Genomic DNA, 13,169 nt, shown 5'->3' on the forward strand with positions numbered 1-13,169 from the left:
CCGTTCGCTTATAAATAGCCGCGGACGATATCACTCGATCGCTACCGGTGCCAAGCCGATTCGGTATCCGTCTCACCGCTGTCTTCGGTTACATCGCTCTCGTCGCCGTCGAGCGTCACCGACCCGTTGGCGGCGTTGCGGAGCGCGTCCGAGCGCCCGAACTCGCCGGGCGCGATAGCGAGCGTTCGGATCCCGTAGCCGTTCGCGGTCTCGACGACCGGCTTGAAGTCGGTGTCGCGGGAGGCGATCGCGAGGGTCTCCATCCGCCCCTCGGCCGCGAACCGCGCGGCGTCGACCGCGAGCTTCACGTCCACGTCGCCGCTGGTCATCACGACCTCGAAGCCGCGGGCCTCGGCGGCCTGAATCAGCCCCGGCGTCGCGTGTTCGTCGAGATAGAGCCGCGTCGTCACCAGCGGTCCCTCCGCCTCGGCCGCCCGGCGCACGTCGTCGAGGTCGACGTCGAACTCCTCGCGCAACACGTTCGGGCCGTCGACGAACAGCGCCACGCCGCCGGCGTCCGGGTCCGTCTGTCCGGCGGCGTCCGAACTGGAACCTTCAACCCCCTCGTCGTCTTGCTCCATGACCGCGATCCGAGACCATCGGAGATAGGCGTGGTGATCCGCGAGTGACGAGGTCGGGGCAGCGTGCGGCGCAGTCGCCGCGGGCCACGCACGGCGACTGATCGTTTCGGCATTCGTACACCTTATATCCGTATTACTACCTGACTCACGACTGTAGTGAATATACGGAGACTTGAAGTAGTATGTCCAAGAATAACGGAATAAGATGTCACAATCGAACGCGTACACCGTCATCTCCGAGCAGAACGATCACGAATGTACCACGGTACGTGCCCATCCACGCAACGAGACGTACCACGTCGTCGAGTACGCCGACGAGGACGCCCGGGAGCGCGTCGCGGACCTACCGGTCGGGTCGGTGGTCAGGATGGAGCTCTCGCGTGCCGGCCGCCGGAGCAACGTCTGGTGTGCCGAGTCCGTCGAGACCGCGGTCACGGACGGCGGCTCCCCGCAATAAGAATCGAGGTGAGTGAGGAGCCGACGTTCGGTCGTTGATCGCGGCTCGGTGAGAAACGGAGACGTTCTCGAAGTTCCGGTCACTCGGTTGTACGTGGCCGAGAGTCTCGCGGCGGTGAACACCACCGAAGCCCCTGCCGCTCGGCTATACGAAGCTGTTCCTGTTGATAAATCGTTAATCGACATGAACCGCTCCGAAGCCCCAGTCGCGAGGCGGGCGCACGTTCGCTGCGGTCCTCGTCGGTCGCTCGCGCTGCTCGCTCCCTTCCTGCGGTCCTTGCGTCACCTGCGCCCGCCTCGCGACTGCCCCTTCGAGTCCCGCCCCGCACCACCGGAAGACGGTCCTGCTCGCTCACTACGTTCGCTGCGCGGGCTGCGACTTCCGTACTCCCGCTCGCTCCCTCCGGTCGCTCGCGGGACCGCACAGCCTCACACCTCCCCAGCCTCGTCACCGGACTACGTCCGGTTTCAAGCGAGAGCTTCGCTCTCGCCCTGTCGCTGGTCCCGGAGCGAAGCGGAGGGACCAGCGACTCCAGCGAGAATCGAGGATTCTCTGGCAGCCGGCGCTACGCGCCGGCGACCACGCGCGGCGCTCCTCGGCCGCGATGCGGCCTCGGAGGCGCGCGCCACAGCGGTAGATGAAAAGGAGCCGTCGAGATCGTTAATTTTGAGCCTCAGTAAAAACGGACGCTCCCGGCGGCTCCGACAGCTTCGTGCCCGGTTACAGGTCTCGCGTGAGTCGCGGGTTCGTCACCGCGCCGTCGGCGGCGGAGGCAAAGTCGCGACCGTACTTCGCGAGAATGCCGCCCTCGTAGGGCGGTTCCGGGGCCTCCCACTCCTCGCGCCGGGCGGCGAGCTCCTCGTCGGAGAGGTCGACGGTGAGGTCGCGTTCGGGGATGTCCACGGTGATGTGGTCGCCGTCCTCGATGAGCCCGATCGGGCCGCCCGCGGCGGCCTCGGGCGCGACGTGACCGATCATGGGACCGCGGGTGCCGCCGGAGAAGCGGCCGTCGGTCAGGAGGGCGACGTCGTCCTCGTGGCCCGCGCCGACGACGGCGGCGGTGACGCCGAGCATCTCGCGCATCCCGGGACCGCCGCGGGGCCCCTCGTTCCGGATGACGATCACGTCACCGGACTCGATCTCGCCCGACTGGACGTACTCCATCGCGTCCTCCTCGTTTTCGAACACGCGGGCCGGGCCCTCGTGGTAGAACTCGTCGTCGCCGGTCACCTTCAGCACCGAGCCGTCCGGCGCGAGGTTACCGTCGAGGATCTTGATCGCCCCCTCCTCCTCCTTCGGGTCGTCGACGGTGTAGAGGAAGTCGGCCTCGATTTCGTCCTCGTCCGGGAGGTCGCCGTTCGCCTCCAGTTCGGCCAGTTCCTCTTTGAGCGTCCGCCCGGTCACGGTCATCGCGTCGCCGTGGAGCAGGTCGGCCTCAAGCAGGCGGCGGAGGACGACCGGAACCCCGCCGATCTCGTGGAGGTCGTTCATCACCCGCGTCCCGCCGGGCTGGAGGTTCGCGATCTTCGGCGTGCGGCGCGATATCTTATCGAAGTCCTCGATCGAGAGGTCGACGTCCGCCTCGCCGGCGAGCGCGAGCAGGTGAAGGACCGCGTTCGTCGACCCGCCCATCGCGGTCTGGGCGGCGATCGCGTTCTCGAACGACTTCCGCGAGAGGATGTCGGAGGGGCGGCGGTCGTTCTCGATACAGTCCATCGCGAGTTCGCCCGCGCGCTCGGCGACCGCGTAGCGAGCCTCGTCCTCGGCGGGCGGTGAGGCGGACCCGAGCGGGGCCAGCCCGAGCGCCTCCGAGAGCGACGCCATCGTGTTCGCGGTGAACATCCCGCCGCAGGAGCCCGCTCCGGGGCAGGCGTGTCGCTCTAGGTCGTCGAGTTCGTCGGCGTCCATGTCGCCCTGCGCGTAGGTGCCGACACCCTCGAACACCTGGACGATCGTCACGTCGCGCCCGTCGTGTTGCCCGGGCATGATCGACCCGCCGTAGAGGAAGACGCTGGGCAGATCCGTCCGGATCGCGGCCATCATCATCCCGGGGAGGTTCTTGTCGCAGCCCGCGACCGTCACGAGGGCGTCCATGCGCTCGCCGAAGGAGACGAGTTCGACCGAGTCCGCGATCACTTCCCGCGAGATCAGGCTCGCCTTCATCCCCTCGGTCCCCATCGAGATGGCGTCGGAGATGGTGATCGTCCCGAACTCGATGGGCATTCCGCCCGCGGCATCGATGCCGTCGAGCGCGGCGTCCGCCACGTCGTCAAGGTGGACGTTACACGGCGTGATGTCCGCCGCCGGGTTCGGCACGCCGACGATGGGCGACGAGAGGTCCTCGTCGTCGAACCCCATCGCCCGGAACATCGCGCGGTGCGGCGCTTTGTCCGGTCCCTCGGTCACTTCGCGGCTCCGCAGGTCCTCGTCTTTCCCCCCGGCGAATCGATCTGTGTCTTCCCGGCGGCGACGCCGCTCGTCGTCGTCGGATCTCGGCTGCTGTTCGCTCATACTCGCCCCTGTCGCTCGGGACTCTTAAACCGCCGCGTCGGGGCGATGGTTGCTCGCGCGGGCGAACGGGTTCGGGGCGGCCTCGCCTCGGTTCCCGTTCACACCCGCGCTTTCAGCTCCACTCGATACCCGAACGGGTCGCGGACGTACACCGCGCCCGCCTCGCCGGTCGCACCGAGCGGCGAGTCGAGCGTCTTCTCGACCTCGACGCCCGCGTCGGCGAGTTCGGTCGCTGTCTCGTCGACCGACTCCTCGACGACGACCGCGACGTGGTCGTAGTTCGTCGGCGTCGGCGGCTCGAACTCGGCCGTGGGCCACAGGTGGATCACCGCCGTCGCCGAGAGCCGCACGTCGAAGAACGGCTTGTCGTCGGCCGCGTACAGCGCGTCCTCGATCCCAAAGCCGAGCGCGTCGCCGTAGAACTCGCGGGCGTCGTCGACGCCGTCTTCGGGGATCCGGAGGTTGACGTGGTCGATGTGGCGTGCGTTCACGTTGACCGATTCGGCTGCCGGGCGCAAAAGTCGTAGGGGGAGCGGCACGCCCCTCGCTGCCGAACGTCGGCGAGCGAACCGACGGCGGTTCGTCGACTCGGGACGGCTACGCGCGGTCTCGCTACCTGCCAACGGCCGCTGAGTATTTAATCGGAGAAATGTAACTACCGCACATGATTGTGTTCGACTTCGTCGCCGTCGGGCCGCTGATGGGCGGGATGGCCGGTTCGGGGATGGCGGGCGGGATGGGCGGCTGGATGTTCGCGTTTCCCCTCGTCGCGCTGTTCACCGTCTCGGTGCTGATCGCCGTGGGCCTCGTCGGGATCAAGCTGCTCGTGAGCGAGACGGATGACGGACCGGACGAGGGTGACCCCGACGAGACCCCGGTCGAGCGCCTTCAACGGCGGTACGCCGCGGGCGAACTCGCGGAGGAGGAGTTCGAGCGGGCGTTGGAGCGCGAACTGGAGCGCGAGGGGAGCGACGGAGTCGACGAGAGGACGGCCGCCGAGACGGAGTCCGCCGGAGAGGCTGCGCGAGCGCGGTGAGCTGAAGTTGACCCGGGAATCGATTCAGGCGAACGCTTCGAGGATTCCCGCGCCGTCGGTGCTGCGGCCGAGGTCGGGAAGCGTGGCGCGCTCGGGGTGGGGCATCAACACGGCGACCGTCTCGCGCTCGCCGAGGACGCCGGCGACGTTGTCCGTGGAGCCGTTCGGGTTCGCGGCGTCGGTGACGTTCCCGTCGGCGTCGCAGTAGCGGAAGAGGACGCGGTCGTCGGCGACGAGGTCTGCGTGCGCCTCGTCGCCGATCTCGAACCGGCCCTCGCCGTGGGCGATGGGGACCTCGATCACGTCGCCCTCGTCGTAGGCGGCGGTCCACGGCGTGTCGGCGCGCTCGACGCGCAGGTGGACCGGCTCACACTGGAAGCGAGCGGAGGCGTTCGTGGTGAACGCGCCGGGCGTGAGGCCGGACTCGGAGCCGATCTGCGCGCCGTTACAGATCCCGATGACGGGGACGCCCGATTCGGCCGCGGCGCGGACCTCGTCCATGATCGGGTCGCGGGCGGCCATCGCGCCGGCGCGCAGGTAGTCGCCGTAGGAGAAGCCGCCGGGGAGGACGATCCCGTCGGTGTCTTCGGGGAGTCCGTCCTCGTGCCAGACGCGCTCGGCGTCGATCCCGAGGTGCGCTAACGCGCGGACGGCGTCGCGGTCGCAGTTCGAGCCGCCGAACTGGACGACGGCGACCGTCACGCCGACCACCTCGCGTGGGCGGCCGCGACCGCCGCGCCGGTGACGATCGGCGTCGTCTCGACGACGGCGACCGTCATCGCTCCGCGACCGCCACGTCGTAGTCGTGGATCGTCGGGTTCGCGAGCAGCCGCTCGGCCATCTCGCCGGCGCGATCGGCGGCCTCGTCGGCGTCGGCGGCGGCGAGGTCGACCTCGAAGCGATCCGCGGAGCGGAGGTCGTCGAGTTCGAACCCGAGCCGTTCGAGGGCTTGTTGGGTCGTCTCGGCCTCCGGGTCGAGGACGCCCCGCTTCAGCCGGACCGTCACCGTCGCCGTGTAGTCGGTCATGTCCGTTGGTGCGGAGTCGTGTGTAAAAACCGTTTTGGAACGCCTCGTATAGACACGTTCGTGGATATAGATCGGTCGAACGTGCGGGAGGCAGGGACCGCGCGGAACGAAAGGGGCAAACCCCTCCGCCTGTTGAGGAGGGTGTATGCAGCCGCTCGAACCCGCGGAGGTGATCGTCGCATGACCCGCGAATTGACCGAGATCACGGTCGTCGGAGGAGACAAGACCGGACTCATCGCGCGGGTCACCTCCCTGCTGTTCGAGCGGGGAATCAACATCGAGGACTTAGATCAGGCGGTCCGCGAGGGCGTCTTCCGCATGACGACCCGCGTCGACACCGCGGAGATGGAGACTTCCCGCGGGGAGCTCCGCCGCGCGCTCGCCGAACTGGGCCGCGAACTCGACGTGGACATCCAGGTCCGGTTCCCGAGCGACCGCGACGCGCGCCGAATCGCGTTGCTGGTCACGAAGGAGACCCACGCGCCCGAGGTGCTGCTGGAGGCGGAGGCCAACGGTGACCTCGCCGACGACGGCGAGGAGGCCGAGATCCCGGTCGTCATCGGCAACCGCGGCGACCTCCGGTCGCTCGCGGAGCGCTACGACAAGCCCTTCTACGACGTGGGCGACGGCAACGGGAACACCGACGAGGAGCGCCTGCTCGACCTGCTGGCCGAGTACGACGTGGACCTGATCGCTTTGGCCCGCTACATGCGTATCCTCTCGCCCGAGGTCGTCTTCCGGTACGAGGGCCGGATCATCAACGTCCACCCCTCGCTGCTGCCGGCGTTCCCCGGCGCGGAGGCGTACCGGCAGGCGAAGGACGCGGGCGTCCGCATCGCGGGCGTCACCGCCCACTACGTCACCACCGACCTCGATCAGGGGCCGGTGATCGCCCAGCGCGCCTTCGACGTGCCGCCGAATGCCGACGTCGCCGAGATCAAGCGGCGCGGGCAGCCGCTGGAGGCCGACGTGCTGCTCGACGCGGTCCGGCTCCACCTCGCGGACGCCATCGCGGTCCACCGGGGAACCGTCCACGTCCGCGAGGACATCGACGTCGACGCGCGGCTCGGGCTGAGCGAGGCCGCCGTCGAGGCGAACCCCGACGAGCCGGTCGACGGGGAGCCGCTCAGTCGGTCCCGGCCGTCGCCGTCGGACGACTGAGCGTCGGTCTCGGCCGCGCTATCGACTACTTTTAATTGACCGCGACCGCAACGTTGGACCGATGACCGAGCGCCGCGGGCGGAGGGAGTTCCTCGCGGACACCGCCGGGGTGGTCCGCAGTGACGAGCGGCTGGTCCTGCTGTTCCTCCTGTTGCTGTCGGTGGCGGGGCTGGCGGTGTTCCTCCACTACACGACGCTGATCTTGGAGGGACTCCCCGATCCGCTCCCGACCGAGCCGATCGGGCCGTGATCCGCGAACTCGACCGGGGCGCGCGACACAGCGGTGACTGCGACGCGCTCGCAGTTCCGGTGTCACTCCAGTTCGACTAGCAGGTCTCGGTTCGCCGCCTCGTAGCGCAGCCGCTCCGATCGGAGCGACTCACGCCGGCGGTCCGCCCAGTCGCTCGCGTCGAAGTCGGTCTCGTCGACCGCGCCCTCGACCGTGTCGAGCAGGTGCGCGAGGACCGTCCGCTCGCCCGCCTCGTACGGCGGTTCGATCGTCCACGGCGACGGTCCCTCGGCGATCACGGTCGCCGCGCGAGCCAGCGCCGCCGCGCCGTCCGGACCGCCGGGCCGGAACTCCCGCATGTGGCGGTGATACCGGTCGAGGACGGCGTCGTCGTCCGTATCGGGGGGCGCGAAGCGCGTCTCGCCGTCGTAGGTGATCGGCGCGTACGCGACGGGAGCGACCGCGGCGAGGGCGTCGACCGCGGGGGCGGCGTCGACCACGTCGAAGAACGCGCAGCCGACGACCGCGTCGAACCGTCGGCCCGCGGCCGCCGCGTCGCGCGCGAAATCGAACGCGTCGGCGACGCGGTACTCGACGTCGACGCCGCCGACCGCGTCGCCGACCCGCGCCTCGCCCGCGGCGAGCGCCTCCTCGTGGGCGTCGACGGCGACCCACCGGCCGCCCTCGATCACGTCCCACTCGGCGAGGCGCTCGACCATCGTCGCCGTGCCGGCACCGACCTCCAGTATCTCCGGCTCCGGCGGAAGCTCGGCGGCGAACCGGTCGAGGACCGTGCGGTTCAGCGAGCGGTCGTCGAGCGCGCGCTTCGCGTCGAGGTACGCGGCGTGGTCGGTCACGCGCTATCACCCCGGGTCCTCTCATCCGCAGCTGTCTTCCCGTCCGCGATCGCCCCGCTTCCCGCCTCCGCCGCCAGAAAATCGACCGCGCGGTCGAGCGTCTGTGGCCACCCCGGCCGCGCCTCGTAGTCGCGGCGCGCGGCGACGCCCATCTCGGCCAGCCGGTCGCGGTCGTCGAGGTCCCGGAGCGCCCGGGCGACGGCTCGCGGGTCGTCGGGCGAGACGAGGACCCCGGACTCGCCGTCGCGGACGAACTCGCCGGCCCCGCCCGCGGTCGTCGCCAGCGGGACGCAGCCGAACCCCATCGCCTCCAGGTACACCATCCCGAACGGCTCGTACCGCGAGGGGACTGCCAAGACGTGGCTCTCGCGGAGCCGCGCCGCGACCGCCTCGTCGTCGAGTCGGCCGACGAAGCTGACCCGGTCGTCGACTCCGGCCGCGGCGATCGCGCGCTCGACGGTCTCGACGTACTCCGGCGCGACGGTCCGGTCGCCGACGACGGTCAGCCGCCAGTCGACCGCATCTCGATCCAGCCGAGCGACGCCGTCGACGAGCGTGTCCAGCCCCTTTCGGGAGACGACATTCCCGAGGAACGTCACCTCCAGCGGCCCGGAGCCCGCCCGCTCCCGGATATCGGACTCGGAGACCACCGGGTCAAACCGGTCGCCGGCGGGCGGCGCGACCATGTTCCGGTCCGGGCCGCCGAGTCCGGCCGCGTCCCGCCGGGTCGTCTCGGCGTTGTACACCGCGGCGTCGACCCCCCGGAGGAAGCGGCGCTCGACCGCCGCGACCCCTCGGCGGGCGAGTTCGGTGCGCACCCGGCCGGCCGCGTCTGTTCCCGCCGCCCCCTGAGCCGCCCGCGCACGCCAAGCGATCATGTGGACGAGAGCGACGGTCGGCGCGTCGAGCGAGCGGTTAGCGAGCAGCACGGACGGGTGCGCTAGCCCGTCCTCGACGACGACGTCGAACCCCGAGAGCCGGTCCGTGAGCCGGCGGGCGCGGAGGTTCGGCGCGAGGCGCTCCCGGTAGGAGCCTCGGGGAAGCGAGACCACCTCGACCGCGTGGCCCCGCTCGCGGATGCGGTCGCGGAGCCGGCGGTCGTAGTAGAAGCCGCCGGACTCGGCGTCGATGTCGCCGGCGAGCACGAGGGCGACGCGCATCCTCGTCACTCCAGCGCGCCCGTGTACGAGACGCGCGCGACGTCGTCCTCGTGGACGGTCACGGTCAGTTCGGTCGCGGCGGGGGCGTCGACGCCGGCGAGCGCGTCGAACAGCGCCCGGGCCAGCCGCTCGGCGCTCGGGTTTCCGTCGAGGCGGTCGTTGAGCGTCTCGTCGCGGTACCGGTCGGCGGCGGCCCGCAGCGCCTCGCGAGCGAGGTCGATGTCGAGCAGGTAGCCATACTCGCCGAGTTCGGGGCCGCTGAACGTCGCCTCCGCGGTGAAGGCGTGCGAATGGAGGGTCGCCTCGTCGGCCGGCGGGTTCGGGACGGTGAGGAAGTGCTGTGCGACGAACGACTCGGTGACGGTCAGTTCGTACATGGGTAGGTGAACAGGATCTGGCGGGTGGCGTCTCGCTCGTCCGCGAGCCGGCGGTACGCGCTCGGCGCGTCGGCGACGGGGACGCGGTCGGTGACGAGCCGGTCCGTGACGTCGAGGTCGTCGTTGAGCCGCCGGAGTTCGCGCCAGGCGGTCTCGCGGCGGCGCTCGCGGTCCCAGCGCCCGCGGAGTTCAGGCGCGATGGTGCTGACTTGGCTGCTCCGAACGGTCACCCGCCCGCGGTGGAAGTGGTCGCCGAAGCCGAGGTCGGCGCGCTTGGTCCCGTACCACGACCCGACGACGACGCGGCCGTCGAACCGGGTGGTCTCGACCGCCGTCTCCAGCGTCTCCGGCCGGCCGGACACCTCGACGGCGAGGTCGACGCCGTCGGTGTGCTCGCGGACCGCGTCGACGACGCCCGCCCGCCCGTCGTGTCGGCTCGGGTCGACGACCGCGTCCGCGCCGAACTCGGCCGCGAGCGACCGTCGATCTTCTCTCGGTTCGACCGCGACGACGGTCTCAGCGCCGCTCCGCGCCAGCAGCGCGGTCGTGAGCAGTCCGACGACGCCCTCGCCGAACACCGCGACGCGCTCGCCGATCCGGGGGGCGGCATCGAGCGTCAGGCTGACCGCGGTCTCCGCGTTCGCGAACAGCGTCGCGGTCTCCGGGCCGACCCCGTCGGGAACGGGATAGAGTGCGTCCGGCGAGACCGCGAACCGGCTCTCGTGGGGGTTGAACGCGAAGACGGTCCGGTCGCGCCACGCCGGGTCGACGGCGTCGCCGACGGCTGTCACCCGTCCGACCGCCGCGTATCCGTACCGGAGCGGGTACGAGAGGTCGCCGTCGAGGGACGGCAGCTCCTCGTCCGCGACCGTGTCCGGGTCGAGTTCGCCGCGGTACGCGAGCAGTTCCGACCCCGCGCTGACCGCCGAGACCGTCGCCTCGACGACCACCTCGTCGGGGGCGGGGACGGGGTCGTCGATGGCGACCACGTCGACGCGCTCCGGGCCGACGAACTCTACCGCGCGTCCGGTGTCGCCACCGCTCACGGGGACTCACCCGTCCGCGACCGACGACTGAGACGGTGTGGCATTACCGATCGCACGGACCGGTCAATCATAAAGCCCCCGCGAAGCCGAACCCGGGTGCGGCGAGGGGGTACAAATAAACCGAGCGAGGCCGTGTTTCACGTGTTCATGTCACACTCCGAAGCCGGCGTCGACACCGAATCGCTGACCCCCCTCCACTGGATCGGGATCGTCGCCGCCACCGTGTCCGGGATCGTACACGTCGTTCTTGGGGTACAGGTCGGGGGAGCGTTGGGTATCTCCTTTTTCGTCGCGACCCTAGGCTTCGGCGCGGGCGTGACGGCGATAATCGCCGGGTACCGTCGCCGGCTGACGTACGCGCTCGGAATCCCGTTCACCGGCGGACAGATCGTCTTATGGTACGTCATCAACTTCGTCACCGGGACGTACTCGTTCCCGGCCGACATCGGAACGTACGGTGCTGTCGACAAGATCGCGCAAATCGTGTTGATCGTCGTCCTCGCGGTCCTGTTGTACCGGGAGTCCTGAGATCGGGGTCCGCTCACGGCGCGACGGCCGGGCGGCCGCCCGCGACGTGAGAACCGAGAAACCGAACGTCTCCCTTCCGTTCGCGAACCGTTGAGATTCTGACCGTTCCACTGCCGGTACCCGGAGCCTCGGTACCGTGTGGCCCGCGGCCGCGAGCCGTGGTACCACACGTGTTGTGTGACGGGACGCGCACAGCCGCCGTCCGCTTATGTTCCCGACTACGGTACTGAAACGCGATGGCCGACGACCCGCTTTTCGACGAGTTCGAACTGAACGGACACGCTCTCGACAACCGCGTCGGTCTCGCGCCGATGACGCGGACGAGCGCGACCGACGAGGGGCACCCGACGGACCGGATGGCGCGGTACTACGCCTCCTTCGCCCGCGGCGGCTTCTCGTTCCTCGTCACGGAGGGCGTCCACCCGGACGCGACGCACAGTCAGGGCTACCCCAATCAGCCCGGCCTCGCGACCGACGAACAGGCGGCGGCGTGGGAGCCAGTCGTCGACGCCGTCCACGAGGCCGGCAGTCCGATCATCGCCCAGTTGATGCACGCCGGGGCGCAGGCGCAGGGCAACCGTTACGGGCTCGGTCCCGTCGCCCCGTCCCCGTACCGTCCGCCGGGCGAGATGGCCGAGATGTACGGCGGTTCGGGCGAGTTCCCCGAGGCGGACGGACTCGACGATGAGGGGCTCGCCGACGTGAAAACGGACTTCGTCGCCGCGGCGGAGCGCGCGCTTGACGCCGGGTTCGACGGGATCGAGGTCCACGCCGCGAACGGCTACCTCCTCCACGAGTTCGTCGACCCGCTGGTCAACGATCGCGACGACGAGTACGGGGGATCGCCGGAGAACCGGGCGCGGTTCCCCGCCGAGGTGACGGCGGCCATCGACGAGGCCACGCCCGACGAGTTCGTCGTCGGCGTCCGCGCCTCGCAGGCGGCGGTGGCCGATCAAGAGCGGGTCTGGCCCGACGGCGAGGCGACCGCCGCCGCGCTGTTCGGCGCGCTCTCCGACGCCGGTGCCGACTACGTCCACGTCACCGGCGGCGACGCGACCGCGCCCGAGGTGCCGGACACCGACCGGACGCTCGCGGAACTCGCCGCGGACCACGCCGGCGACGACGTCGCCGTGATCGCCAACGGGAGCCTCGGCGACCCCGAAAACGCCCGAGCCGCGTTGGCCGACGGCTCCGACCTGATCACGCTCGGCACCGGCGCGCTCGCCAACCACGACTGGCCCGACCGGGTCCGGGCGGGCGAGCCGCTCGACGACCTCGACCCGAGCGTCGTCTTCCAGCCCGACGCCTCGCTCAGCGACGCAGAGATCCCCGGAGACGACTGACGGCACCGCGTAGCTCCTCCTTCGGGGAGTCGCAATCCGTTCTGTGGCCTCCTATCAACCGACTCAGCCGCGGTCTCCCCCCGCCGAGACCGGCGGATCGTCGCGACCCAGCCGCCCCGTCGCGGCGGCCCAGTCGCGGGCGAAGCTTCCGAGCAGGGCCGCGAGCGCGAGCGCCGAGAGCGCGGTGAGCCAGACGGGCAGCCCGCCCGCGCCGCCGACGCCCGGGAGGAGCGCGAGCGCGACGACGACGAACTGGACGGTGCCGACGAACGGGCGGACCCGACTCGGCGAGAGTTCGTACACCGGCGCGCCCTTCCGCCTGCGCCGCCACAGCGACGCGGCGTAGGCGTACCAGACCCCGCCGGCGACGAGGTACCACCCGGGGAGTGACCCGAGCGCGACGGCGACCGCCGCGCCAACGAGGACCGCGAGCGCGTCGGTGGCCCCGTCGAGGCGCGCGCCGAGGACCGTCTCCGCCGTGCGGCGGGCGACCGCGCCGTCGACCGCGTCGAGACCGACCGCGCCGGCGAAGAGCGCGACGGGGACCCACGGGGAGGGGGACGGCGCGACGACCGCGCCGGCGAGGACCGCGGCGAGCCAGCCGCGGAACAGCGTGATCGCGTTCGCCGGACCGAGTTGAGGGTCGAGGTCGTCGCCGCCCGGCGGACGGTTCGCACCGAGGTTCGTCCACGCGTACGCCGTCAGGTACGTCCCGGGCGCGACCGCGGCGAGGACCCACCCGGCCCCGAGCGGTCGCCACAGCGCGGCGAGACCGAGGAGGCCGAGCGCCGCGACGGCGACGAACTGAATGCGGAGGCGGGAAGGCGGCGCTGGGTGCGGCCCGAGTCCGGCCATC

At 70.7% G+C, this 13,169-nt stretch carries 16 protein-coding genes; 6 read left to right on the forward strand and 10 right to left on the reverse strand.

Annotation, left to right across the window (positions count from 1 at the left end; all coding sequences use genetic code 11):
• Positions 1-41: 41 nt before the first annotated feature.
• The gene (locus QOL69_RS16010; RefSeq protein WP_283403990.1) at positions 42-581 is read right to left on the reverse strand and encodes an NYN domain-containing protein; all 540 of its coding nucleotides are present in this window, start codon (positions 579-581) and stop codon (positions 42-44) included.
• Between the two features lie 205 nt (positions 582-786).
• On the opposite strand from QOL69_RS16010, the gene QOL69_RS16015 reads away from it, so the two are divergent.
• Positions 787-1,038 (forward strand): DUF7999 family protein, encoded by a 252-nt coding sequence (locus QOL69_RS16015; protein ID WP_048078075.1) that lies wholly within the window; start codon positions 787-789, stop codon positions 1,036-1,038.
• Between the two features lie 720 nt (positions 1,039-1,758).
• Here the strand turns inward: QOL69_RS16015 and ilvD are convergent.
• Together ilvD and QOL69_RS16025 are read right to left on the reverse strand one after the other, a co-directional pair.
• Positions 1,759-3,549, reverse strand: a complete 1,791-nt coding sequence (gene ilvD / locus QOL69_RS16020) for a dihydroxy-acid dehydratase (protein WP_283403991.1) — start codon at positions 3,547-3,549, stop codon at positions 1,759-1,761.
• 98 nt (positions 3,550-3,647) lie between these two features.
• Complete coding sequence (locus tag QOL69_RS16025; protein WP_048078073.1) at positions 3,648-4,040, reverse strand: VOC family protein; 393 nt, start codon at positions 4,038-4,040, stop codon at positions 3,648-3,650.
• A 173-nt stretch (positions 4,041-4,213) separates the two neighbouring features.
• Between QOL69_RS16025 and QOL69_RS16030 the strand changes: the two genes are divergently transcribed.
• Positions 4,214-4,585, forward strand: coding sequence for an SHOCT domain-containing protein (locus QOL69_RS16030; RefSeq protein WP_048078072.1), 372 nt, complete (start codon positions 4,214-4,216; stop codon positions 4,583-4,585).
• Between the two features lie 24 nt (positions 4,586-4,609).
• Here QOL69_RS16030 and purQ read toward each other — a convergent pair whose 3' ends face one another.
• Both purQ and purS read right to left on the reverse strand, forming a co-directional pair.
• Positions 4,610-5,287: a phosphoribosylformylglycinamidine synthase I gene (gene purQ / locus QOL69_RS16035; RefSeq protein WP_283403992.1), complete on the reverse strand. Its 678-nt coding sequence runs from the start codon at positions 5,285-5,287 to the stop codon at positions 4,610-4,612.
• A gap of 73 nt (positions 5,288-5,360) precedes the next feature.
• Positions 5,361-5,612 carry a phosphoribosylformylglycinamidine synthase subunit PurS gene (gene purS / locus QOL69_RS16040; protein ID WP_283403993.1) on the reverse strand — a complete coding sequence of 84 codons (252 nt, stop codon included), beginning with the start codon at positions 5,610-5,612 and terminating at the stop codon, positions 5,361-5,363.
• Positions 5,613-5,792: 180 nt separating this feature from the next.
• Here purS and QOL69_RS16045 point away from each other — a divergent pair, with 180 nt between their 5' ends.
• Both QOL69_RS16045 and QOL69_RS16050 read left to right on the forward strand, forming a co-directional pair.
• A complete protein-coding gene (locus tag QOL69_RS16045) occupies positions 5,793-6,773 on the forward strand; it encodes a formyltetrahydrofolate deformylase (protein ID WP_283403994.1) in 981 nt (326 codons plus the stop codon).
• Positions 6,774-6,834: 61 nt separating this feature from the next.
• The gene (locus tag QOL69_RS16050) at positions 6,835-7,023 is read left to right on the forward strand and encodes a hypothetical protein (protein ID WP_283403995.1); all 189 of its coding nucleotides are present in this window, start codon (positions 6,835-6,837) and stop codon (positions 7,021-7,023) included.
• Between the two features lie 62 nt (positions 7,024-7,085).
• Here the strand turns inward: QOL69_RS16050 and QOL69_RS16055 are convergent, their stop codons facing one another.
• Genes QOL69_RS16055 through QOL69_RS16070 form a run of 4 tightly spaced genes read right to left on the reverse strand, consistent with a single transcriptional unit; the run spans position 7,086 to position 10,442 of the window.
• Positions 7,086-7,859 carry a class I SAM-dependent methyltransferase gene (locus QOL69_RS16055; protein WP_283403996.1) on the reverse strand — a complete coding sequence of 258 codons (774 nt, stop codon included), beginning with the start codon at positions 7,857-7,859 and terminating at the stop codon, positions 7,086-7,088.
• Entirely contained in the window at positions 7,856-9,019 is a 1,164-nt protein-coding gene (locus tag QOL69_RS16060; RefSeq protein ID WP_283403997.1) for a glycosyltransferase family 4 protein, read from the reverse strand. The genes QOL69_RS16055 and QOL69_RS16060 overlap by 4 nt, the downstream gene beginning before the upstream one ends.
• A 5-nt stretch (positions 9,020-9,024) precedes the next feature.
• Positions 9,025-9,396 (reverse strand): 6-pyruvoyl trahydropterin synthase family protein, encoded by a 372-nt coding sequence (locus tag QOL69_RS16065; protein ID WP_283403998.1) that lies wholly within the window; start codon positions 9,394-9,396, stop codon positions 9,025-9,027.
• Entirely contained in the window at positions 9,384-10,442 is a 1,059-nt protein-coding gene (locus QOL69_RS16070; RefSeq protein WP_283403999.1) for a zinc-dependent alcohol dehydrogenase, read from the reverse strand. The genes QOL69_RS16065 and QOL69_RS16070 overlap by 13 nt, the downstream gene beginning before the upstream one ends.
• A 147-nt stretch (positions 10,443-10,589) precedes the next feature.
• On the opposite strand from QOL69_RS16070, the gene QOL69_RS16075 reads away from it, so the two are divergent.
• Positions 10,590-10,970, forward strand: a complete 381-nt coding sequence (locus QOL69_RS16075; protein WP_283404000.1) for a DUF7475 family protein — start codon at positions 10,590-10,592, stop codon at positions 10,968-10,970.
• A 236-nt stretch (positions 10,971-11,206) separates the two neighbouring features.
• The gene (locus QOL69_RS16080; protein ID WP_283404001.1) at positions 11,207-12,313 is read left to right on the forward strand and encodes an oxidoreductase; all 1,107 of its coding nucleotides are present in this window, start codon (positions 11,207-11,209) and stop codon (positions 12,311-12,313) included.
• A 63-nt stretch (positions 12,314-12,376) separates the two neighbouring features.
• Here the strand turns inward: QOL69_RS16080 and QOL69_RS16085 are convergent, their stop codons facing one another.
• A complete protein-coding gene (locus QOL69_RS16085; protein WP_283404002.1) occupies positions 12,377-13,168 on the reverse strand; it encodes a CDP-alcohol phosphatidyltransferase family protein in 792 nt (263 codons plus the stop codon).
• Position 13,169 lies beyond the last annotated feature (1 nt).

This window comes from Halorubrum sp. DM2 (genome assembly GCF_901686465.1).
Lineage (GTDB): Archaea > Halobacteriota > Halobacteria > Halobacteriales > Haloferacaceae > Halorubrum.